Annotated in this window: 20 protein-coding genes and 1 tRNA gene; 6 read left to right on the top strand and 15 right to left on the bottom strand. The window is 74.4% G+C overall.

Translation table 11 applies throughout. The features are described 5' to 3' along the window. The first annotated feature begins 16 nt into the window (after positions 1 to 16). Positions 17 to 577 carry a hypothetical protein gene (locus tag NP075_RS03535; protein WP_227563881.1) on the top strand — a complete coding sequence of 187 codons (561 nt, stop codon included), beginning with the start codon at positions 17 to 19 and terminating at the stop codon, positions 575 to 577. Between the two features lie 97 nt (positions 578 to 674). Here NP075_RS03535 and NP075_RS03530 read toward each other — a convergent pair whose 3' ends face one another. Next, positions 675 to 1,124: a hypothetical protein gene (locus NP075_RS03530; RefSeq protein ID WP_227563880.1), complete on the bottom strand. Its 450-nt coding sequence runs from the start codon at positions 1,122 to 1,124 to the stop codon at positions 675 to 677. 157 nt (positions 1,125 to 1,281) lie between these two features. After that, on the bottom strand, positions 1,282 to 2,907 hold the full coding sequence (gene groL, locus NP075_RS03525; protein WP_227563879.1) for a chaperonin GroEL: 1,626 nt from the start codon (positions 2,905 to 2,907) through the stop codon (positions 1,282 to 1,284). A 230-nt stretch (positions 2,908 to 3,137) separates the two neighbouring features. Between groL and NP075_RS03520 the strand changes: the two genes are divergently transcribed. Further along, a complete protein-coding gene (locus NP075_RS03520) occupies positions 3,138 to 4,604 on the top strand; it encodes a glycoside hydrolase family 15 (RefSeq protein ID WP_256791468.1) in 1,467 nt (488 codons plus the stop codon). A 91-nt stretch (positions 4,605 to 4,695) separates the two neighbouring features. On the opposite strand, the gene NP075_RS03515 is transcribed toward NP075_RS03520, so the two are convergent. From NP075_RS03515 to NP075_RS03505, 3 genes are all read right to left on the bottom strand, one after another. Beyond that, entirely contained in the window at positions 4,696 to 4,899 is a 204-nt protein-coding gene (locus tag NP075_RS03515) for a cold-shock protein (protein ID WP_227563877.1), read from the bottom strand. Positions 4,900 to 5,023: 124 nt separating this feature from the next. Further along, entirely contained in the window at positions 5,024 to 5,632 is a 609-nt protein-coding gene (locus tag NP075_RS03510) for a LytR C-terminal domain-containing protein (protein ID WP_227563876.1), read from the bottom strand. A gap of 103 nt (positions 5,633 to 5,735) precedes the next feature. After that, positions 5,736 to 6,047, bottom strand: coding sequence for a DUF3263 domain-containing protein (locus NP075_RS03505; RefSeq protein WP_227563875.1), 312 nt, complete (start codon positions 6,045 to 6,047; stop codon positions 5,736 to 5,738). A 134-nt stretch (positions 6,048 to 6,181) separates the two neighbouring features. Here NP075_RS03505 and NP075_RS03500 point away from each other — a divergent pair, with 134 nt between their 5' ends. Next, on the top strand, positions 6,182 to 6,856 hold the full coding sequence (locus NP075_RS03500) for a uracil-DNA glycosylase (protein WP_227563874.1): 675 nt from the start codon (positions 6,182 to 6,184) through the stop codon (positions 6,854 to 6,856). Between the two features lie 24 nt (positions 6,857 to 6,880). Continuing rightward, complete coding sequence (locus NP075_RS03495) at positions 6,881 to 7,723, top strand: SGNH/GDSL hydrolase family protein (protein WP_227563873.1); 843 nt, start codon at positions 6,881 to 6,883, stop codon at positions 7,721 to 7,723. Between the two features lie 396 nt (positions 7,724 to 8,119). Here the strand turns inward: NP075_RS03495 and NP075_RS03490 are convergent, their stop codons facing one another. Next, positions 8,120 to 9,307, bottom strand: a complete 1,188-nt coding sequence (locus NP075_RS03490) for a sensor histidine kinase (protein WP_227563872.1) — start codon at positions 9,305 to 9,307, stop codon at positions 8,120 to 8,122. 86 nt (positions 9,308 to 9,393) lie between these two features. On the opposite strand from NP075_RS03490, the gene NP075_RS03485 reads away from it, so the two are divergent. Both NP075_RS03485 and NP075_RS03480 read left to right on the top strand, forming a co-directional pair. Next, positions 9,394 to 10,065, top strand: a complete 672-nt coding sequence (locus tag NP075_RS03485) for a response regulator transcription factor (protein ID WP_227563871.1) — start codon at positions 9,394 to 9,396, stop codon at positions 10,063 to 10,065. A 25-nt stretch (positions 10,066 to 10,090) separates the two neighbouring features. Next, positions 10,091 to 10,852 carry a deoxyribonuclease IV gene (locus NP075_RS03480; RefSeq protein ID WP_227563870.1) on the top strand — a complete coding sequence of 254 codons (762 nt, stop codon included), beginning with the start codon at positions 10,091 to 10,093 and terminating at the stop codon, positions 10,850 to 10,852. A 7-nt stretch (positions 10,853 to 10,859) separates the two neighbouring features. On the opposite strand, the gene nrdG is transcribed toward NP075_RS03480, so the two are convergent. The 9 genes from nrdG to NP075_RS03435 form a co-directional block, all read right to left on the bottom strand. Further along, positions 10,860 to 11,468 carry an anaerobic ribonucleoside-triphosphate reductase activating protein gene (gene nrdG / locus NP075_RS03475; RefSeq protein ID WP_227563869.1) on the bottom strand — a complete coding sequence of 203 codons (609 nt, stop codon included), beginning with the start codon at positions 11,466 to 11,468 and terminating at the stop codon, positions 10,860 to 10,862. After that, positions 11,468 to 11,728: a hypothetical protein gene (locus NP075_RS03470; RefSeq protein WP_227563868.1), complete on the bottom strand. Its 261-nt coding sequence runs from the start codon at positions 11,726 to 11,728 to the stop codon at positions 11,468 to 11,470. The genes nrdG and NP075_RS03470 overlap by 1 nt, the downstream gene beginning before the upstream one ends. A gap of 526 nt (positions 11,729 to 12,254) precedes the next feature. Continuing rightward, positions 12,255 to 14,465: an anaerobic ribonucleoside-triphosphate reductase gene (nrdD, locus tag NP075_RS03465; protein ID WP_227563867.1), complete on the bottom strand. Its 2,211-nt coding sequence runs from the start codon at positions 14,463 to 14,465 to the stop codon at positions 12,255 to 12,257. A gap of 128 nt (positions 14,466 to 14,593) precedes the next feature. Beyond that, the gene (locus tag NP075_RS03460; RefSeq protein ID WP_256791467.1) at positions 14,594 to 15,826 is read right to left on the bottom strand and encodes a DUF916 domain-containing protein; all 1,233 of its coding nucleotides are present in this window, start codon (positions 15,824 to 15,826) and stop codon (positions 14,594 to 14,596) included. 62 nt (positions 15,827 to 15,888) lie between these two features. Continuing rightward, positions 15,889 to 18,588 carry an alpha/beta hydrolase gene (locus tag NP075_RS03455; RefSeq protein WP_227566509.1) on the bottom strand — a complete coding sequence of 900 codons (2,700 nt, stop codon included), beginning with the start codon at positions 18,586 to 18,588 and terminating at the stop codon, positions 15,889 to 15,891. Between the two features lie 216 nt (positions 18,589 to 18,804). Then, positions 18,805 to 18,881: transfer RNA gene (locus NP075_RS03450), tRNA-Thr, on the bottom strand. Between the two features lie 76 nt (positions 18,882 to 18,957). Next, positions 18,958 to 19,878 carry a DsbA family protein gene (locus tag NP075_RS03445; protein WP_227566508.1) on the bottom strand — a complete coding sequence of 307 codons (921 nt, stop codon included), beginning with the start codon at positions 19,876 to 19,878 and terminating at the stop codon, positions 18,958 to 18,960. Between the two features lie 68 nt (positions 19,879 to 19,946). Further along, positions 19,947 to 20,453, bottom strand: coding sequence for a hypothetical protein (locus NP075_RS03440; RefSeq protein ID WP_227566507.1), 507 nt, complete (start codon positions 20,451 to 20,453; stop codon positions 19,947 to 19,949). A 74-nt stretch (positions 20,454 to 20,527) separates the two neighbouring features. After that, positions 20,528 to 22,651 (bottom strand): serine/threonine-protein kinase, encoded by a 2,124-nt coding sequence (locus NP075_RS03435; protein WP_227566506.1) that lies wholly within the window; start codon positions 22,649 to 22,651, stop codon positions 20,528 to 20,530. Between the last annotated feature and the right edge of the window lie 47 nt (positions 22,652 to 22,698).

The following is a 22,698-nucleotide window of genomic DNA, read 5'->3' as shown; positions in this document are numbered from 1 at the left end:
TGCGAACGAGGACCTCATGCTGACCAGCACGTACCCGCTCTCGACGTTCTCCACGACCTCCGACTCCTCCGCCGAGGCGGGCGCGATCGTCGCCGGCATCGTCGTCGTGATCTTCTACCTGGCGATCGCGGCGTTCGGCATCTACATGTACATGCGCATCGCCAAGAAGGCGGGCTGGACGCTGTGGCACGGCCTGCTCGTGCTGGTGCCGCTGGCCAACATCGTCTTCATGATCATGTTCGTCTTCATGGAGTGGCCGATCGAGCGCCGGCTGCGCGAGGCGGAGGCACGCCTGACGGCGGCGGGGATCGACCCGCACCCGTACGGCGGGTACCCGTCGGGCTACGGCCAGCCCGCGGGCTACGGCCAGCCCACCGGCTACGGCCAGCCCGCCCCGTACGCGCAGCCCGCGGCCTACGGCCAGGCCGACGCCTACGGCCAGCCTGCCGGGTACGGCCAGAGCGACCCGTACGCGGCCCCGGCCGACCACGGGACGCCGACCCTCCCCCCGCCGGCCCCGCCGGCCTCCGGTGGCTCCGACCCCTGGCAGGCGCCCGGCTCGACCGCGCCGCGCTGAGAGACGCACGACGGACCGACGGCCGGCCACCCCCTGCGGGGTGACCGGCCGTCGGTGCGTCCGGGTGCTCAGCGGCTCGGGTCCGCCGCCGCCTGCGTCACGGCGTCGCGACCTCGACCTTGCCGCGCAGCACCGCACCGTCCCCCGACGCCTTGGCGAGGAAGACGTGGTACGTGCCGGCGAGCTGGTCGCCGGTGAGCGCGTGCGGGACACCGCACGGCACGGGCTGCGGCATCACCATGGGCACCATGCGGTCGTGCGGCATGAGCTGGACGTAGTACTGCGGCGGCCGGGCGCCGACGGGGTTGCCGCAGTCGAGCTCGACGACCACCGTGGTGCGCCCCGCGGCCTGGGCCCACGTCGGCGAGCTCCACGTGCCCTTCAGCTCGACAGGCCACTGCAGCACCTGCGCCGGCTCCGCCGGGGGCGGCGGCTCGGGGCCGGTCCCGCCTGCCGCGGGCGCCCCGGCGGCCAGCACCGCGGTGATCCCCAGCGCGGCGGCCCCGGCCGTCGTGCGCGCTGCCCTGCGTCGGTGGGGTGCGAGCATCCCGTCCTCCTCGACGTCGTCGTCGTCCGGGACGCTAGTGCGGCCGACCGCCGCGACGCACCGCGCGAAGCGTTTCGTCGCAGGTGGGGACGCCGACGGCCGGCCACCCCCTGCGGGGTGACCGGCCGTCGGACCGTTCAGGTGGTGCTCAGCTGCGTCAGAAGCCGCCGCCGAAGTCCTCGCCACCGCCGGGGCCGGCAGGAGCCGACTTCTCCGGCTTGTCGGCCACGACGGCCTCGGTGGTGAGGAACAGGGCCGCGATCGACGCCGCGTTCTGCAGCGCGGAGCGCGTGACCTTCACCGGGTCGTTGACGCCCGCGGCGAGCAGGTCCTCGTACACGCCGGTCGCGGCGTTGAGGCCCTGGCCGGCCGGGAGGTTGCGGACCTTCTCCGCCACGACGCCGCCCTCGAGGCCGGCGTTGATGGCGATCTGCTTGAGCGGGGCCTCGATCGCGACCTTCACGATGTTGGCACCGGTCGCCTCGTCGCCCGTGAGCTCGAGCTTCTCGAACGCGACCTTGCCGGCCTGGATGAGCGCGACGCCGCCACCGGCGACGATGCCCTCCTCGACGGCCGCCTTGGCGTTGCGCACCGCGTCCTCGATGCGGTGCTTGCGCTCCTTGAGCTCGACCTCGGTCGCCGCACCCGCCTTGATGACGGCGACGCCGCCGGCGAGCTTGGCGAGGCGCTCCTGGAGCTTCTCGCGGTCGTAGTCCGAGTCCGAGCTGTCGATCTCGGCGCGGATCTGGTTGACGCGGCCCGCGATCTGGGCCGCGTCGCCGCCGCCCTCGACGATCGTGGTCTCGTCCTTGGTCACGACGATCTTGCGCGCGGTGCCGAGCACCTCGAGGCCGACCGTGTCCAGCTTGAGGCCGACGGTCTCGGAGACGACCTGGCCACCGGTGAGGACGGCCATGTCCTGCAGCATCGCCTTGCGGCGGTCGCCGAAGCCCGGCGCCTTGACGGCGATGGACTTGAAGATGCCGCGGATGCGGTTGACGACGAGCGTCGCCAGCGCCTCGGACTCGACGTCCTCGGCCACGATGAGCAGCGGCTTGCCGGCCTGGATGACCTTCTCCAGCAGCGGCAGCAGGTCCTTGACGTTCGAGACCTTGGACTCGACGAGCAGGACGTACGCGTCCTCCAGGACGGCCTCCTGGCGCTCGGGGTCCGTCACGAAGTACGCCGACAGGAAGCCCTTGTCGAAGCGCATGCCCTCCGTGAGCTCGAGCTCCAGGCCGAGGGCGTTCGACTCCTCGACGGTGATGACGCCTTCCTTGCCCACCTTGTCGAGGGCCTCGGCGATGAGCTCGCCGATCGCGGTGTCACCGGCGGAGATGGCAGCCGTGGCGGCGATCTCCTCCTTGGTCTCGATGTCCTTGGCCTGCAGCAGGAGCTGCGCCGTGACGGCCTCGACGGCCTTCTCGATGCCCTTCTTCAGGGCGATCGGGTTGGCGCCGGCGGCGACGTTGCGCAGACCCTCGCGCACCAGCGCCTGGGCCAGGACGGTCGCGGTCGTCGTACCGTCACCGGCGACGTCGTCCGTCTTCTTCGCGACCTCCTTGACCAGCTCGGCGCCGATCCGCTCGAACGGCTCCTCGAGCTCGATCTCCTTGGCGATGGAGACGCCGTCGTTGGTGATCGTCGGCGCTCCCCACTTCTTGTCGAGCACGACGTTGCGGCCCTTCGGGCCGAGCGTGACCTTGACGGTGTCGGCGAGGACGTTGAGCCCGCGCTCCATGCTCCGCCGGGCCTCCTCGTCGAAGGCGATGATCTTGGCCATGGGGCTGTGATCCTTCTTCCGGTTCGTGGGTCGGTCCTCGGGTGCCCGCGACGGACGGATCGCCGTGCGCGCTCACGTCCCGCGCGCGACGACCCTCACCTGACGACCGGATGATTCTGTCACTCTCCACCGGAGAGTGCTAAGTCAATGGTTAGCACTCGACCCCTTCGAGTGCAAGCAGCGTCGCACTGGCGCCCTACGCCCTGCGCGAAGGCCCTAAGGTGCGGCGTGTGCCCGACGCCGTCGTCGTGAGCCGCGCCCGGCGCTCCCACGCCCGCGCGGCCCTCGTGCTGGCCGCGCTCCTGCTGGCGACGACGGGGACGAGCGCGTCCGAGGGCCGTGCGGCCGACGCGCCGGCCGCGGCGGGCGCCGGGTCCGGGGCCGTCGCCGGCGTGGGGACCGGTCTCGGCGCCCCGGGCGGTGTCCAGCACGCCCAGATCCCGCTGTACCAGCAGGCCGTCTCGGTGCTCCCCGACGGGGCCCGGGGCGAGGTCCCCGCCGACGCCGTGGCGGTCTACCTGCCCGGCACGCGCGTGCCGGACCCGGCGGCGGCCGTCCTGGCCGCCGCGCTCGGCTCGACCCCCACGACGACCACCCCCCTCGGCCCCGCGGCGGCGGCCCACGCCGCCGACGAGCAGCTCTCCTGGCTCGCCGCGGGCGACGTGCCCGGTCAGGGCGGCCCGCACGAGGAGCTGGCCCGCGCCGCGCTGCTGGACCTGCACTCCCTGACCGTCGCCGACGGCGTCGTCGTCGCCGGCTGGTCCGAGAGCTGGCGCTACGTGTGGCCGCGCGACTCCTCGTTCGTCGCCGTCGCGCTGGCGCGCACGGGCCACGTCGACGACGCGCTCGACGTGCTGGACTTCCTCGAGCGCGTGCAGGCGCCGGACGGGTCGTTCGAGGCGCGCTACCTCCCGGACGGGTCGGGCCCGCCGGACGGCCGTGGCGTGCAGACCGACGGCACGGGCTGGGCGATGTGGTCGGCGGGCCTGGTCCTGGCCGAGGTGGACGACGCACGGCGGCCGGAGGTCGCCCGGCGGCTCGCACCGCTCGTCGAGAGGTCGGCCGGGCACGCGCTGCAGCTCGTCGCCGGAGGGCTGCCGCCCGCGTCGCCCGACTACTGGGAGGTCGCGGAGAGCGACGTGACCCTGGGGACGGCGGCGCCGCTCGTGGCCGGGCTCGAGCAGGCCGCCGTCGTGCTCGCCGCCGCGGGGCGCCCGGCACCCGCGGCCGCCGCTGCGGCAGGCGCCGCGGCCGCGCGGCAGGCCGTCGTCGACGCGTTCGCCCCGACGGGCTACGGCCGCTACACCACGCGTGCGCTCCCGGACGCCGCCAGCGCGTTCGTGCTGGCGCCGTTCTGGGGGCAGGCCCCCGTCGACGGCGCCGCGGCGTGGCGGGCCTCCGTGCCGTCGATGCTGCGCCCCGCGGCCGGCCTGGCACCCGGCGCCGGCTGGCGGCGCGACGGGGTCTCGTGGACGCCGCAGACCACCCTCTACGCGTGGGTCGCCGCCGAGCAGGGGGACGTCGCCGCCGCGGCCCGGTGGCTCGACGTCGTCGACGCGCACCGGACCCCGTCCGGCGCGATCCCGGAGAAGCTGCTCGCGGACGGCGCGCCCGCGGCGGTCGCCCCGCTGGGCTGGAGCGCGGCGTGCGTGCTGCTCGCGATCGACGCGCTCGACGCCCGGCGCGCGACGGCCTGACGCGCGACCGCCCCGCCCCGGGCACGGCCGGCACGGACGCTCGCGGCGACCGTGCCGACCTCGGGCGGCACGCGGCCGCCCCGGTGCCGGGTCAGACGGGCCGGACCTGCTCGGCCTGCGGCCCCTTGGTGCCCTGGCCGACCTCGAAGTCGACGGACTGCCCCTCCTCGAGGGTGCGGTAGCCCTCCGTCTGGATGGCGCTGAAGTGCACGAACAGGTCCGGCCCACCCCCCTCCGGGGTGATGAACCCGAACCCCTTCTCCGCGTTGAACCACTTGACCGTGCCCTGGGCCATGCCGTGCTCCTCGACGTCCTGGTGGCCGGGTCGCTCCGCCGTCGCCCCGGTGCGTGGAGCCTAGTGGCGCACGCCACACCCCGACCAGGGTCTGCGCGCTCTGCGGGGACGAGCCCCGGGCCTCTCAGGCGTCGGGATCGGTGACGAGGACGACGCTGACGCCGTCGCCCGCCCGGTCCGGTGCGACCTCGATCGTCGGCACGCCCAGCGTCGTCGCGACGAGGTCCGCGGTCGTCCGCAGGTCCTCCGACGTGATGTAGATGGTCGACTGCGCGGGCAGGGTGCCCGTCGCGTCGTCGGGCGAGACGTCCGTGAACCCGGCGGCGGTCAGCTCGGCGGCCGTCGTCCGGGCGAGCCCGCCGATGCCCGCGCCGTTGAGCACCGACACGGGGACCGTGAGGTCGGGCGGCACCTGCGCGGGCGTGGTCTCGACCACCGGCGGCTCCTCCGCGTCGGGCGCGGGCTCGGTGTCACCCGGGTCCTCGGCGGCGTCCTCGCCGGTACCCGCCGGCTCCTCCTGGCCCTGCGGCGACCCCCCGGCCAGCGGCAGGTCCCCGGTGCGCGACAGGTACGTCACCACGCCGTAGGCCAGCGCGGGGACGACCACCAGCACGACCACGAACGGCCACCACCGGCTCCACGCCGACCGGGGCGCGCGGTGGACGCCGGTGGGCGCGTCGGGCGAGATCGCGTCGAACTCGTCCTCGGGGTAGGGGTAGTCCGCCTTGCTCACGGCCGCAAGGCTAGCGGCTCGTGGCGGCGGGCCCGGTCCGCCGCACCCCCGGACGGGTGGCGGGCCTCGGTGAGAGGGGGCGCGACGCGCACGGCGGGGCGGCTCAGGCCTCGGCGCCCAGGCGGCGCGCCGTGCGGGCGCGCTGCCGCGACGAGCGCATGCGGCGCAGCCGCTTGACGAGCATCGGGTCGTGGGCCAGGGCCGCGGGGTCGTCGATGAGGGCGTTCAGCAGCTGGTAGTACCGCGTGGCCGACATGTCGAACAGCTCACGCACCGCCTGCTCCTTGGCGCCCGCGTACTTCCACCACTGCCGCTCGAACTCCAGGACCTGCCGGTCACGGGCGCTGAGCCCGTCGGCACCGCGCTCGTCGTCGCGCAGGTCGTCGGCGACCGCGTGCGTGGCCGTGCCGTCCATGGCTCCTCCTCGTCGCGCGTCGTCCCGGGTGCTCCGTGGGCATCGTACGGGGCGAACCACACGGGTGTCATTCGCGCGCGCGGGCGACGTGGACGGGTGTCCCGACGCCGCCGGGCGCGGGTACCGTCCGCGACGTGGACCGACCCCTCGAGGAGCTCGTCGCCCTGGACTGGGCCCGGGCCCTGGCCCCCGCGCAGGACGCACTGGACGCCGCCGGGCAGTTCCTCCGGCAGGAGGTGGCTGCCGGGCGGGAGTACCTGCCCGCGTCCGGCGCGATCCTGCGGGCGTTCCACCGCCCCCTGGCGGACGTGCGGGTCCTCGTCGTGGGGCAGGACCCCTACCCCACGCCCGGGCACGCCATGGGGCTGTCGTTCTCGGTCCAGCGCGACGTGCACCCGGTGCCGCGGTCGCTCGACAACATCTTCCGCGAGCTCGTCGACGACCTCGGCGTGCCGCGCCCCACGTCCGGGGACCTCACGCCGTGGGCCGACCAGGGCGTCATGCTGCTCAACCGCGTGCTCACGGTGCGCCCGGGCGCACCGGCGTCGCACCGGGGCAAGGGCTGGGAGCAGGTCACCGACCGCGCGATCGCGGCGCTGGTGGAGCGGGGCGGGCCGCTCGTCGCCGTCCTGTGGGGCCGCGACGCGCAGTCGCTGCGTCCGGCGCTGGGTGACGTGCCGGTCGTCGCCGGGCCGCATCCCAGCCCCCTGTCGGCCCACCGCGGGTTCTTCGGCTCCCGGCCGTTCTCCTGCGTCGACGCCCTGCTGCGGGAGCAGGGTGCAGATCCTGTGGACTGGACCCTGCCGTGAGGCGATCCGGCGCATGATGGGGGGATGACGCCCGCCCTCGACGAGGACCGCCCGACGGCCACGCGACCGACGGCGGGCGATCCGCCGCGCTGGTCGCGGTACGTCGCCTGCGGGGACTCCTTCACCGAAGGGCTGTGGGACGCGCCCGACGGCCCGGACGGGCCGCTGCGCGGGTGGGCGGACCAGCTCGCGTCCCACCTGTCGCGCCGGCGCACCGCCGCAGGGCTGCCGGCGCTGGAGTACGCCAACCTCGCGGTCCGCGGCCGGCTGCTGCGCCCGATCCTCACGGAGCAGGTGCCTGCCGCCCTGGCGTACGAGCCGGACCTGATGAGCATCGTCGGCGGCGGCAACGACATCCTGCGGCCGGCCGTCGACGTCGACCGGGTCGCCGCCGACCTCGAGCGCACGGTCGCCCACGTGCGCGCCCGGGGGGTGGACGTCCTGCTCAGCACCGGGTTCGACGCACGCGAGAGCCCGCTGGTGCGCTCGACGCGCTCCCGGGCCGGCGTGTTCAGCGCGCACGTGTGGTCGATCGCGCGGCGCCAGGGCGCGTACGTGCTGGACCCGTGGGGCATGCGCAGCCTGCTGGACGGGCGCATGTGGGCGGACGACCGCATCCACATGACCACCGACGGGCACACGCGCGTGGCCCAGGGCGCGCTGGTCGCTCTCGGCCTCACCCCGGACCGCGCGGACTGGGACGACCCGCTGGCCCCGCTGCCCCCCGTCCCGCGGCTGGTGCAGGCACGTGCCGACGCGCGGTGGCTGCGCGAGCACGCCTACCCGTGGGCGACCCGCCGGCTGCGTCGGCGCTCGTCGGGGGACGTGCGGGTCCCGAAGCGGCCCGCCCTCGCCCCCGTGGAGTGAGGCCCGGTCCGCGGTGCACGCACGCGTCGTCACGTGCTGGCCGGTGGCGCCGCGGGGGGGACGCACGCGGCGCCACCGGCGTCTGTGGCGGCTCAGGACCGCCAGGTGAGCTGCACGGTCGGTGAGCCGGTCGCGCCCAGGCAGGAGTCGGGCCGGTCGCCCGGCGGGGCGACGCTCAGGTGCCCGGTGGTGGGACCCGTACCTGGACGGGTGTTCAGTTCGTGCACTCACGATATCAACCGGCCCTGTGTCGCCCGCGGGATCGGCGCCCTGCACGGGCGCTTCGTGGCGATTCGCCCTGGCGCCCGGGCTGTGGTGTTCGTCACGACAGCGCGGGGTGCGCGCAGGACGGCGCGCGCGCGGCGACGACGCCGGGCTCCGGCGCCCCGGGCGGGCTCAGCCCGCGCGCGGCGTGACCACGTCGGCCTGCAGCTTCCCCAGCGGCAGCGTCGCCTCCACGACGGCACCCGAGGGCTCACGCGGCAGGACCCTCAGGGACCCGTGCGCCAGCCGCAGGCGCTGGTCGAGCCGCGACGTGCCGGACTCCGGGTCCCGCGGTCCCGCGGGCTCGAAGCGGCGGCCGTCGTTCGTGACCCGCACGGTCAGCACGTCGTCCTCGACGTGCAGCGCCACCTGCACGAGCGACGGCGGCCCGTTCTTCAGCGCGTTCGTGATCGCCTCCTCGACCACCCGGGCGGCGAGCAGGCGCTCCGCGGTGGTCAGGCCCTCCCCCGCCGGGTCGTCCAGCTCCCGCAGCTCGTCGCCCACCTGCAGCCGGGTGGCGATGGTGGCCGGCAACCGGCCGAGCAGGGCCCGCACGGCGGGCACCAGCCCCAGCTCGAGGCGTTCGGGGTACAGCAGGCGACTGAGCTGGCGGACGTCGCGCTCGCGCGACGCCGCGAGCTCGGCGCGCGCCCACGCGATGTCCTCGGCCACGTCCGGCAGCGCCTGCGACGCCCGCTCATGGGCCGTCGCCAGCCGGGCGTCGATGAGCAGCAGCCGCTGCTGCACCGTGCCGTGCAGCCCTTCGGCCACCTGCCGCCGCACCCGGATCTCCTCGTCCTGCAGCGCCTCGAGCGCGAGCTCCACACTGACGGCCTCGCGCTCCGCCGCGCGCGCGGCCCGACGCATCCGCCGGCGCGAGACCATGGCGCCCACGCCCACGGCGGACGCGATGACGCCGACGAGCGCACCCGTCACGGCCTCGGTCGTCAGCGCGAGCCGGTCGTCCGCCGGGTGGACGCCCAGGGCCACCTGGACGCCGACCCGCAGGAGGCTCATGACCACGGCGGCCGTGAGCACCCGCGCCGTCACCGCGGCCGCACCCGGCGTCCGGTGCACCCGCAGCAGGCTCAGCGCGACGAGCAGACCGGCGACGGCGAGGCCGTTCGCCGCGAGCCGGCGCCACAGGTCGACGTCCGCCCAGCCGGGGACGAGCGCCGAGTAGATCCACGCGCTCTGCAGCGACGCACCGACCGCGTAGCCGACGGAGATGATCGCGGTCCCGCGCAGCAGCGCACCCCGGTCCGCCTCGACGTCGTCCGACGGCGCGGGCGCGCGCCGGACCTCCCGACCTCTGACCACGCCACGCCTCTCGTCCGCCCCACCCCCGGAGGATGCCCGCACGCTTCGCCGGGCGGCCTCCGCCTGGCGCGACCATACTGGTCAGGATGTTTCCCACGCCGTCCCGCCCACTGCGCGTCGCCCTCGTGGAGGACCAGCCGCTGTTCCGCTCCATGCTCGAGCGTGTGTTCCGGGCCACGGAGGGGATCGAGGTGGTGGCGTCCCTCGACACGGTGTCGGAGGCCCGCCGCGTCCTGACCCCCGGCCTCGTCGACGTCGTCGTGCTCGACATCGACCTGCCCGACGGCAACGGCATCGCCCTGGGCGTGGTCCTGCGCCGCAGGCAGCCCGACCTCGGCATCCTGCTGCTGTCCGGGCACGACGCGATGGACCTGCTGCTGGACCTGCCGCGGGACGTCGCGCACGGCTGGTGCTACCTGTCCAAGACCAGCACGACGAGCGAGAGCGCGCTGCTGCACGCGGTGCGCGCGGCCGCGGTGGGCGAGACCGTGCTGGACCCCGCGCTGCTGGAGCGGGTCGCACCCCGCGCGGGGTCGACCGTGGCCCGGCTGACGCGGCGGCAGTACGAGGTGCTGCGCCTGCTGGCGCAGGGCCTGTCGAACGTCGGCATCGGTGAACGGCTCTCGATCACCGAGAAGTCGGTGCAGAACCACGTGTACGCGGTGTACGCGGCGCTCGGCATCGACACGGACCCGGCCCGCAACCCCCGGGTGAGCGCCGCGCTGCGGCTGCTCGAGGAGACCGGCCCGGCGCTGTGAGCCCGCCCCGGACGAAGGAGGACCTGTGGTGCTGATCGGTGCGCACGTGCGCGGCGACGAGCCGCTGACCGAGGCGGCGCGCGTCGGCGCGCAGGCCGTGCAGCTGTTCCTGGCCGACCCGCAGGGGTGGAAGAAGCCCGTGCGACGGCCGGACGCCGACGCGCTCGCCGGCTCAGGGCTCGGGCTGTACGCCCACGCGCCGTACCTGGTGAACGTCGCCTCCACCAACAACCGGATCCGCATCCCCAGCCGCAACATGATCGCCCAGCACACGGCGGCCGCGGCCGACCTGGGCGTGCGCGGCCTGGTGGTCCACGGCGGGCACGTGGGCGACGGCGACGACGTGGCGGTCGGCGTCGACAACTGGCGCAAGACGTTCGAGCGCGCCACGTTCCCCGTGCGCGTCCTCGTCGAGAACACCGCGGGCGGCGAGAACGCGTGCGCCCGGACGCTCGACCGCTGGGCGATGCTGTGGGACGCGATCGGCGGCTACGACGTCGGCGTGTGCCTCGACACGTGCCACGCGTGGGCCGCGGGCGAGGACCTCGAGACGATCGTCGAGCGCCTCACCGCGATCACGGGCCGCATCGACCTCGTGCACGCCAACTCGTCGCGCGACCCCCAGGGGTCGAGCCGCGACCGGCACGCGGGCTTCGCGGACGGCACCATCCCGCCCGAGCTGATCGCGCACGTCGTGCGCGAGGCCGGCTGCGACGTCGTCGTCGAGACGCCCTCGCAGACGCAGGCCGACGACATCGCCTTCCTGCGCGAGGCGCTCGGCGCCTGACCGTCCGTCAGGCGGTGGCGAGCAGGTCGGTCGCGCCGGGCGCCTCCGCCCCTGCCCACGGCACGGCCCGGCGCTGCGCGAGCGACCGGCGCGCGTCCAGGACGCGCTGGTTGGCGCTCCCCCGGAACGCCAGGGTCAGGTCCTTGCGGCCCGCGTCGAACGGGCCGTCGACCAGCACGTCGACCTCGGCGAGCAGCGCCGCCTTGTCGTGCTGGCCGGCGTCGACCTCGGCGAGCAGCTGCTCGAAGGTGTACCCCGTCCAGCACCACACGTCCTTGGTCCGGCCGAGCTCGGCGCGCAGGCGGCGCACGACGCGCAGGCACACCCCGGTGTTGAGGAACGGCTCGCCGCCGAGCAGGGACAGCCCTTGGACGGCCTCGTGGTGCAGGTCCGCGAGGATCCGCTCCTCGAGCGCGTCGTCGTACGGGCGCCCGTACCGGAAGCTCCACGCCGCCCGGTTGAAGCAGCCGTCGCAGGCGAAGGTGCACCCGCTGACGTACAGCGCGCAGCGCACGCCCTCGCCGTCGACCATGACGAACGGCTTGTAGTCCGCGACGCGGTCGTGGCTGAGGTCCTGCGCCCGCCACTGCCCGGGACGCGGGGTCCGGTACACCATCAGCGGTCACCTCGTTCTTCCGGCACCGCCACGTGAGGCGCCGACGGCAGCACCTTCTCGGCCCTCATCGCTGCCTCGACCTCGCGGTCGACGATGCCGCGGTATGCCCCGGACTCGATGTCGTCCTGCCAGATGTCGACGACGCGCACCCCGAGCTGGTGCATGGCGAGCAGGCGCTTCTTCTCGTGCAGTACGTCTTCACCCCGGAACGCCGTGACCCAACTTCCTTCTTGCTCGACACCTGCACCGGAGAATCGCAAAAACTGCAGGGAACGGCATGCGCCGCACATCTCCGCTGTCGCCCTCTGGCTGCGAGGCGCGCCCCACACATGTCGCAGGTCACGTAGCGCTCCACTGCGCGCCGTCTTGCATTCTTTGCGGCCACGCGGCAGCTCGCGCCGCAGAACCTCACTCGCAGTGCCTGCTGCGCACTCGGCACACCGAAGCTCATGCCGCAGCCGTCGCAATCGCGGACGACCGCACGCCTGTCGCGCAGGACCATGGACTTCTCTGCCTCCCTGACCCGGGAAGCAGACCTGCCCGCCGCCCTGCAGCCTGACGAGCAGTACGCCCGGAACCGCACCGACTCGAACGGCGCCGAGCACGCGACGCAGGTTCGGCGACCAGGAGGGCTCGGCGGCTGCCGGCCCCGCCACCGCTGCGTCGCCTCCCGCTGTCGAGCCGTTCTGCAGGCAGGGGAGCACGTTGTCGCCGTCAGCGACCGAGGCGCGAATGATGAACCACACCGAACACATTCCCGGGGCCGTCCGCCCGCGACAGGCGATTTCACTGAACAATTGTATCCGGATCCGACGACGCCATGTGCTTGACGCGGCTCTTGAGTTCTTCTGAGCGGCCGTGGACCCACTGACGGACCATGGGATTGCCCAGGTACCCGCACGTGCGCTTGACGACGTCGCACGTCGCCGGGTCCGTGTTGCCGCACCGCGGGCAGGAGAACCCGTTCTCGGTCGGGTCGAAGTCCCCGCGGAAGTCGCACGCCAGGCAGTGGTCGATGGGCGTGTTGGTGCCCAGGTAGCCCACCCGGTCGTAGGCGTAGTCCCACACGGCCTCGAGCGCCTTGGGGTTCTGCTGCAGCACGGGGTACTCGCAGTAGTGGATGAACCCGCCCGACGTCAGCGGGGCGTAGTCCTTCTCGAAGTCGAGCTTCTCGAACGGCGTGGGGCTCTTGCGCACGTCGTAGTGGAAGCTGTTGGTGTAGTAGTCCTTGTCGGTGATGTCGGGCACGACGCCGAACTTGCGCGTGTCGAGGCGGCAGAACCGGTCGGTCAGGCTCTCGCTGGGCGTCGAGTAGACGGAGAACCGGTAGCCGTGCTCCGCGGTCCAGGCCTGGGCGTGGTCCGCCAGGGTCCGCAGCACGCGCAGGGTGAACTCCTTGGCCTCGGGGTTCGACTCCCACGCGCCGCCGAAGAACGCGGCCGCCGCCTCGTACAGGCCGATGTACCCCAGCGAGACCGTCGCCCGCCCGTCGCGGAACAGTGCGTCGACCGGCTCGTCGAGCCGCAGCCGACGCCCGAACGCCCCGTGCACGTAGAGGATCGGCGCGTTGGCCGGCACCGCCTGCTTGCACCGCTCGACGCGGTACACCAGCGCGTCGTGCACGGTCTCCAGACGCTCCTCCAGCAGCCGCCAGAACACCTCCTGGTCACCGTTCGCCTCGAGTGCGACACGCGGCACGTTGAGCGTGACGACACCGAGGTTCATGCGCCCGTCGACGACGTCCCGCCCGTCCTCGTCGGTCCAGGCGGGCAGGAACGAGCGGCAGCCCATGGGCAGCTTGAAGCTGCCCGTGATCTCCACGATCTTGTCGTAGCTGAGCACGTCGGGGTACATGCGCCTCGTCGCGCACGCCACGGCGAGCTGCTTGATGTCGTAGTTCGGGTCCTGCGCCTCGAGGTTCACCCCCCGCCGCAGCGTGAAGATGAGCTTGGGGAAGATCGCCGTGCGCTTCTGGCTGCCCAGCCCCTCGATGCGGATGCGCAGGATCGCCCGCTGGATCTCCCGCTCCAGCCACCCGGTCCCCAGGCCGAAGCCCACGGACGTGAACGGCGTCTGCCCGTTGGACGTGAACAGCGTGTTGATCTCGTACTCGAGGCTCTGCATGGCGTCGTGGATGTCCTTGCAGGTCTTCTCCCGCGCGTAGTCCTCGCGCAGCGCGGGGTCGACGAGCCAGCGCTGCGCGTCGGCCAGGTGCTTCTCGTGGTTCAGCCGTGCGTAGGGCGCGAGCAGCTCGTCGATCCTGTTCACCGAGCAGCCGCCGTACTGGCTCGAGGACACGTTCGCGATGATCTGCGTGATCTGTGCCGTGGCCGTCTGGATCGAGCGGGGCGGCTCGACCTCGGCGTTGCCGATGCAGAACCCCTGGCCGAGCATCGTCGCGAAGTCGATGAGGCAGCAGTTCGTCATCGGCGCGTAGGGGCTGTAGTCGAGGTCGTGGTAGTGGATGTCGCCCTTGGTGTGCGCGTTCGCGACGTGCGGCGGGAGCATCCGCAGGCCGATCGCCTTGCTGACCGCGCCCGCCGTCAGGTCGCGCTGGGTGTTGAAGACGTCGCTGTCCTTGTTGGCGTTCTCGTGGACGACCGACCGGTCCTTGCCGATGAGCTGGCCGATGGAGTGGTTGATGTCCTGGGCCTTGCTGCGCGCGAGGTCGCGCTGCACCCGGTAGTCGATGTACGCCTGGGCCACGTCGTACTGGCCGGACTCGAGCAGGGTGTGCTCGACGACGTTCTGGATCTCGTAGATCCGCACCTCGCCCGTGAAGCGCTGCTCCAGCTCGGTGACGGCGCGCTCCACGAGGTCGGCGATGGTCAGCTCGGCCAGCGGGTCGAGGTCGCCGTGGACCTCGACGAACCCCTTGGCGAGCGCGGCCCGGATGCGCCCGGCGTCGAACGACAGCGTGCGGCCGTCGCGCTTGCGGACGAGCAGGCCCACGTGGTCCTGGGGTGTGCCGGCTGCTGCGGCCGCCTCGACTGCCATCTGACTGCTCCTCCCGTCGCATCCACAACATGTGGTGCACGCAGGAGCATCGACCACCAGATGTGGGGTACGGAGGACCATGGTCCCGACCAGACGGACGACCCCGCCCCACGAGCGGCGGCAGTCCCTCAGATCGTCGGGCGATCCGGCGGGCGTGTCGCGGTGGCCGCACCGCCGGCGCCGCCCACGGGGAGCCCGTCGGCCGCGTCGACCGCGTCGACCCCGCCCCGACCGTCCACGAGCGCCCGGGCCACGGCGGCGTCGATCCGCGCCTGCACCCCCGCGGCCGCGCGCCGCCGCCACCAGCGCACGAGCACCGCACCGCCGCCCACGAGGAGCACCAGGGCGAGCTGTGCCCAGGGCAGCGTCCACGCCGCGTACGACGCCCGCGCGACCGGCAGCGGGACGTCGACCCGGTCCTGGCCGACCGTCGCGGGGACGACCTCGACGCGACCCGCCGAGCGGACCAGCGGCCACGCCGCGAGGTCCGCGGTCACGGTCGTCGACCCGCCGGGCAGGATCTCGCGCACGTCCTCCGTCGCGGCGGCGGACCCGCCCACGCCGAACGGCCCGCCGAGCGTCGTGCGGGTGCCCGCGCCGAGGCGGACGTTGCCCGCGTTCCCGACGACGTAGGTGACCCGTACGGTGCCACGGGCGAACGGGTTCCACGAGGGCCGCCAGGTCGCCCGCACGTCGCGCGGCACGAGGGACGCGACGACGTCACCGGACACCCGCAGGTGGAGGCGGACGCCGACACGGGAGGCCACCCGCACGGCCTGGCCGTCGGCCGGTGCCAGCTCGGCCACGACGCCCGCGGCGTGGTCGCCGGGCGTCGCGTCGTCGGGCACGGCGACCTCGAGGGGCACGACCACGGCCGACGCGGCCGGGACCTCGAGCAGGAGCCGCCCGTCGCCGACGACCTGCGCGCCGGCGACCGTCCCCAGCGTGATCCAGGCGCCCGCGCGGGTGACGGGCTCGTCGCCCGGCAGCACGTCGAACGCCCCCTCCTCGTTGACGACCCCGTCGTGCGGGTAGAGCGTGAAGCTCGCCGCCCGGTCGCTGAAGTTGCGGACCGTCACGTGGTCGGACACCGCCCCGCCGGGGTCCACGACGTGCCGCAGGGACACCCGGCCGTCGGGGCCGGCCGCGTCGGCCGGCTCGACCGACCAGGTGACCCCTCCCGGCGTGCCGGCCGGGGCCGCCGCCGGGTCGGCCGCCGCCGGGTCGGCCGCCGCCGGGTCGGTCGCCAGGGCGAGCGGCGGACCGGCGTGGGCGGGCGCCGTCCACGTCACCGCGGCACCGAGCACGGCGGCGGCCGTCACCGCGGCCGCGGCCACGCGCGCGCGTCTCGTCGTCGTCATGTCGTCCCCCCGCGTCGTGGCCGGCCGGTCCGGTCGGCCACGACGCGGTCGCTCCGGTCCGGTCAGTCGACCGGGAACAGGGACAGCGTGAGCGTCCCGGTGTACGTGCCGGGCGCGGTGTCGACGGGCACGTCGAGGACGAGGTCCGCCCCCACCGGGGCCGACCCGAAGCGCCCCCGCGCGTTCGCCGAGGCGAGCGTGGCCGGGACCGCGAGCCCTGTCCCTGCGCTCATCGACGTCGACACCGGGCCGCCCGCCGCCAGCCCTTCGCGCTGGGTGCCGAGGCGCGGCGTCCAGCCGAGGCGGTCGGCCCCGAAGGAGCCGACGCCGGAGGTGAACCGGTAGCCCTGGCCCGTGACCGCCCACCCGGAGGCGCCCGCCTGGGACACCGACCGCGAGTCGGTGACCGTGACGGTCGGCAGCTCACCGGCCGAGCGCAGCCGGTCGCCGACGTTCGTCGCCCGCGAGAGCACGACGGCCGGCCCGTGGTCGGCCACCGTCAGCGCGAGCACGCCGTTCTCCGCCTCCGCGACGGTCGCCTCGATGGGGATGCCCGCCGACGTCTCCGGCCGGAAGATGCGCGGCAGGAAGTCGACGAGGTTCTGCATCCAGGTGTCGAACCCGTGCGGGCCGACGGTCACCCCGGCGAACTCGTGCTCGATGCCGCGCTCCTTCAGCACGTCGACGAGCCCCATCGTGAAGCTGTACGTGAAGTCGGTGGTGTCACCGGTGTAGATGCGCGCCAGCTTCGTCCCGGCGTTCATCGCGGCGACGTCCGTCGGCGGGTAGCTGAAGAGGAACCCGCTGAACGCCCCGACGTACGCGAACTCCCCGGGCCGCGCGAACCACGTCGACAGCGTGTTCATGGCGCCCATGGACAAGCCGGCCATGGCCCTTCGCGAGGGCTCGGACGACACGTGGTACGCCCCGTCGACGGCCGGCATGAGGTTGTCGAAGAGCTCGGCCTGGAAGTCGGGCACGTTGCCGTTGCCCATGACGACCACCATGGGGACGATCGCGCCCTGGCGGTAGTGGTTGTCGAGGATCTGGGCGGCCCGACCGGTCTCGATCCAGTCGCCGTAGCTCTGTCCGCCGCCGTGGTTGAGGTAGAGCACCGGGTACGGCTCGGCGCGGTCGGCGTCGTAGCCGGGCGGCGTCCACACCAGCGCCTTGCGCTCCTCACCGGCGACGGCGCTGTCGTACGCGAGCGTCGAGACGCGTCCACGCTCACCGACGGGCGCGTCGGCGTACATGTGGTCCGTCTCCCCGGGGACGAACAGCGGCGTCACGCCGGTGAGCGTCGTCTCGGTGTCGGCGGGGTCCTTGTGGTCCACCCCGTCGACGACGTACCGGTAGTAGTAGTAGCCGTCCAGCGGCCCGACGGTGACCCGCCACCGGTCGCCGACCTTGGTCATCGGGACCCGGAACCAGGCGCCGTTCGGCGCCCAGTTCGCCCAGACGGTGACCTCGCGGGCGTCGGCCCACTGGGTCCCCGTCTCGAAGGTGACGATGCCGTTCTCGTCGACGTGCGGCCGGTCCACCGAGCCCACCGCGGGCGGGGTGTAGCGGCCGTCGAGCGGGCGGTGCCCGGGCGACGGCGCGCCGTCCGACCCGCGGAACGCGCGGGACGCGAAGTCCCGCAGGTTCTCGCGCCACGAGTCCCACGTGCCGCCCGACTCGGGGTTGACGCCGTCGACCTCGACGTCGACACCGGCCGCGGCGAACCGCTGCACCAGGTCGTACGTGTCGTTGTGGGCGGGGTCGAGCTCGTTGCCGACGTAGAGCCGCAGCAGATCCGTGCCCTCGTCGATCTCCTGGGCGGTGGCCGCGTCGATCGGGGTGTCGAGCGCACCCGAGAACGAGCCGACGGCCGCGAACTCCCCCGGCCCGGCCACGAGCGCCTGCAGCGCGGTCGTGGCACCGGTGCCGATGCCCGCGACCGCCTGGTGCGCGGGCCGGTCCGTCACGTTGAGCCGCTCGCGGCTGGCGACGACCAGGTTGTCGACGAGCTCGGAGACCGGGTCGTCGACGTCGACGTCGGCCATGACGACGACCATCGGCTCGAGCGCGCCCTCGGCGGCGAGGTTGTCGAGGATCTGCGGGGCGCGGCCGAGCTCGGCCCACTCCTGCGCGGTCTGCGCCTCGTCGGCGAGCAGGTACAGGACGGGGTACGCCTCGGCGCGGTCGGCGTCGTAGCCCGGCGGCGTCCACACCAGTGCGGACCGCTCGCCGCCGGTGACGTCGCTGTCGTACGTCATGGGCGCGACGGCGCCGCCGGCGGGCAGGTCGCTCATCCACTGCACGGACTCGCCGGGGACGAAGATCGTGTTCCACGTGGGGTGCGACGTCACCGCCACCGGGCTGCTCGGCTCCTTGAACCTGACCTGGGACAGGTCCGGCATGGTCGCCGTGTACTCGTACACGTAGAGCCCGGGCGCGAGCGGGCCGAAGCCACCTGGGTACGTGTCGCCGCTCGGGTCCATCGCAAGACGCGCCCAGGTCCCGTTCGGTCCGATGTTCCCCTCGAGCTCGAGCCGCGCGGGCGTCCCGCCGATGATCTCGTGAGCCGCGGCCTGCGGCACCGTGACCCGGTGGTAGCCGTCGGCCACGGACACCCACGGGTCCGGCGCGGGCGCGTCGCCCGGGTCGGCAGCGGCGCCAGGCACCACGGCCAGGACCCCCGCCCCTGTGGCCGCCGCCGCCGCGACGATCGCGGTCCAGCGCGCGGCCGGACCTCCTGAGCCTGCTTGAGTCATCGCCATCGATTCCTCTTCCCCCAGAACGCGCCGGCGATGGTCGCCGGCGCACCGCCGCCCGCCGCGCCTGCGGCCTCGCGAGCCGGTCCGCGCCCCGACAGCCGCCGTTGGCTGTATCGATAAAACCGGGTGGTGAGGGAATGCTAGGGAACTGCCGTTCCGCCCGTCAACACCTGAATGTCCGATCAGGAGCGGGCGCGGCCTGCGGGCCGGCGCTGCAGGTGGAGCCCCCTGTCGGATTCGAACCGACGACCTGCTGTTTACAAGACAGCTGCTCTGGCCAGCTGAGCTAAGGAGGCGAGGCGGCCAGGTTACCGGCCGTGCGGCCCGCGGGCGCCCGTCCCGCTCGGGGACGGGCGCCCGGGGCGCGTCGGGTCAGCCCTTGGCGGCGACAGCCCCCAGGACCGCCTGCGTGAGCGGGCCGGGGGTGTACAGGTCGCCCTCCCACTTCTCGCCGTCGATGAGGACGGTCGGGGTGCTCAGACCACCGAGGTCCTCGCCCGCCTGCTGCGTGGTCGCCGCGACGAACGGCGCGTAGCGACGCCACGTGCCGTCACGCGACTCGGTCGCGTCACCGGACCCGACCTCGAACGTCCCGTCGACCGTCTCGGTGAACGTGTCGACGACGTCCTGCGGCACGCCGACCTCGGTGGCGATCTCGGCGATCTTCGCGTCCTTCAGCCCTTCGGTGCCCTCGGCGGGCTGGTTCGCGTACAGGGCGGTGACGAAGTCGGTGTAGAGCTCGGGCGCCTCGGCGGCCACCGTGGCGGCCGCGTTGGCGGCGCGCGTCGAGTAGAACGTGCCCTGCGAGTTGCCGTCGAGGAACGCGATGTTCTTGTAGACGACCGTCACGCCCTCGTCGGCCGCGAGGGCCTCGAGCTCACCGGCGTTGGCGGCGTCGAACTTGCCGCACCACGGGCACATGAAGTCGAAGTAGACCTCGACGACGACGTCGTCCTCGCCGCCGGCCTCGCCGACGCCCGCGGCACTGATCGGGATGCCGCCGGTGGCGTCGGCCGCGGCCGGCGCCTCCACGTCCTCCAAGGACGGCGCGACGGCCTCCTGGGCTCCGCCGGCGTAGACGACGTCGCCGTACGCCTCGGCGTTGGCCTGGCCCTGCCGGACGATCGCGAAGATGACGCCGGCGAGCACCAGGACGGCGGCGAGCAGCCCGCCGATCGCGAGCATCCGGGTCCGCTTGGCCTTGCGCTCCTGCTCCTGGCGCATCGCGAGCGCCTTGGCGCGCGCGTCCTCGCGCCGCTGGGTCTTGGTGGGTCGGGGGTCGTTCGTGGGCATGGGTGCTCCTGGGTCGAGGGCCGGTCCGGGACCGGCGGGGGATGCGGGCGGCTGCGCGGGGACGCGCGTCAGCGCGGCGGACCCCGGCGCGGCCGTGCCGGGTCGTGGCCGCGGTCGTGCCGCACGAGCACGGCCACCAGCGACGTCGGCGCGGCCGGCCGGGCCGTCAGCACCGGCACCGGCACGGCCACCGCGGGCACGAGGCGCGAGGCGAGCAGCTCACGGACGACGCCCGCGGCCCTGCGCGCCGCGACACCCAGGCCGAGCCCGCAGGCCGCGAGCAGCACGTGGGTGGCGACGACGGGGACCGCGACGCTCAGCAGCAGGACCGCGCCGTGCGAGGCCGCACCCAGCCCGAGCGTCCCGTCCGGGCACTCGGACGCCGACCGCAGCACGGCCATCCGCAGCCCGAGCGCGGCGAGCGGGCCCTCGGCCACCACGCACTGGTGCAGCAGGACACGACCCTGCACGCCGATCACCACGGACGCGAGCGCGAGCAGCGCACCGAGCGCGCCCAGGAGGTGGGCGCGCCGGCCGACGGGGCCCGTGGCCCGCTCCGTCCATGTCGCACGCACGCGACAAGGGTAGGGGCACCCGCGCACGGGGTCACGCTCGGCCGGGACAGGGCACGCGCGGGTGACCGCGAGGGTCAGGGCACGGGGAGCGTCGGCGTGGGCAGCGGCCACCACGTGATCGGCGCCCCCCCGAGCAGGGCGTTGGCCAGCAGAACGGCACCGACCAGCGCGAGCACCACGACCACGAGCGCACCGACGGGGCCCGGCGCCACCGCGGCGAGCGTGCGGCGTGCACCGGTGCGCGTCATCCGCGACAGCGGACCCCACCAGAGGAACACGACCACGACGAGCACGAGCGCACCGACGACGAACACGGCCGGGACCCCGCGCGGCTCGCTGCCGGGCGGGGACCCGTCGATCTCCCAGCGCCCCGACCCCATCGCCCACCAGCCCAGGCCGCCGGCGATGAGGGCCACGGCACCGCCCACGAGGAGGGCCGGCAGCACGGCGAGCACCGAGCGGAGCAGGTACCAGGGGGTCGACGTCCACGCCACCAGCACGTCCGACCGGCGCACACCACGGCGCTCGCGGCGGGTGTGCATCGCCTCGACCGTGGCCCCGACGGTCCGCACGACGACGACGAGCACGAGCACGACGGCCAGGGTGAGGGCGGGGTGGAGCATGCCCGCGAGCGCGACCACGAGACCGATCGCGAGCATCGACCCCCAGCGGCGGCGTGCGGGGGGACGGACGTACCCCGAGCCCTCGTCGTCGGGGACCTCGGAGCGCTCGAGGTCGTCCTCGAGCCAGTCGACGCCGTCCGGGTCGTCGAGGTCGCCCTCCTCCTCGTCGAGGTCCGCGGGAGGCGGCGGCGGGACGGGCGGGGTCGCGCGGCGCACCGGGACGGCGACGGTGTGCCCGTCCCGCACCGGGGCCTCCGCCGGTGCGACGACGGGCGGCGGGGCGACGGCGGCGGCCGCCGCGGACGTGCCCACGGCGACCGTCCGCAGCGAGTCCTGCGGCGAGAGCGGGCGCGCGACCGCCTCGGTGGCGAGCTCGTCCTCCTCCCACCCGTCGTCGAGGGCGTCGTCGTCGAGGGCGTCGTCGTCGAGGTCCTCCTCGTCCGCACCCGCCCCGTCGTCGTCGAGCGCCTCGTCGTCCTCGTCGTCGAGGGCGTCGTCGTCCACGTCCTCGTCGTCGAGGGCGTCGTCGTCCACGTCCTCGTCGAGCGCCTCGTCGTCCACGTCCTCGCCGTCGAGGTCGACGTCGTCCTCGCCGTCCACGTCCTCGCCGTCCGGGTCCTCACCGTCGGCGTCGTCCTCGTCCGTGCCGCCGGCGGGCCCGGCACCCGCCGCGGCACCTGCGACCCCCGCGGCGGCTGCGGCCGCACCGAACGCTCCCCCGCCCTCGAGCACGAGCGTCGCCGCCGCGCCCACCGGCAGGTCGCCCTCCGCCGCGACGGTCCGCAGCGCCGCGACGACGTCCTCGGGATCCGTCCGCTCGGTCGGGTCGGGGCGCAGCGCGCCGGCGATGGCAGCGGCGGTCAGCGGCCCGACGCCCTCGAGGTCCACCTCGCCGGACCGCGCCCGGGCGAGCACCGCCTCGAGCGGGCGGGAGCCGAAGGGGTCGCGGCCCGTCGCGGCGAAGGCGAGCAGCGCCGCCCAGCCCCACAGGTCGGTGGCGGGGCTGGGCTCGCACCCGTCGAGCAGCTCGGGCGCGAGGTAGCCCGGGGTGCCCAGGACGAAGCCGGCGGACGTCAGGTCGGCGTCGTCGTCGACGCCCTGCGCGAGGCCGAAGTCGATCAGCACGGGGCCGTCGTCGGTGACCAGCACGTTGGACGGCTTGAGGTCCCGGTGCACGACGCCTGCCGCGTGGACGGCCGCGAGCGCGGAGCGCAGGCCTTCGGCGAGGGTCAGCAGGTCGGCCGCGTCGAGCGTGCCGCGCTCGCGCACGTGCTCGGTCAGCGTGTCCCCGGCGACGAGCTCGGTGACGAGGAAGGCCTCCGTCGAGTCGGCCTCCGCGTCCAGCACCGCCGCGACCGCGGGGTGCCGCAGGCGCTGCAGCGCGGCGACCTCGCGCATGAGCCGGGTGCGCACGACCGCGTCGGACCCGACGTGCGGGTGCAGCAGCTTGAGCGCCACGGCGTCCCCGCCGCCGTCGACCGCCCGGTACACGGTCCCCATGCCCCCGGAGCCCAGCGGCGCGACGACGGTGTACCCCCCGATCTCCGACCCCGGCGTCAGACCGATCCGCTCCATGTCCGGCAACCTAGCCGGTCCGGTGCCCGCGACGCGGTCCCTCGTTG

Source organism: Cellulomonas wangsupingiae (assembly GCF_024508275.1).
GTDB lineage: Bacteria > Actinomycetota > Actinomycetes > Actinomycetales > Cellulomonadaceae > Cellulomonas > Cellulomonas wangsupingiae.
Note: the sequence above shows the minus strand (reverse complement) of the source record. Positions and strands in the feature narration are given on the sequence as shown.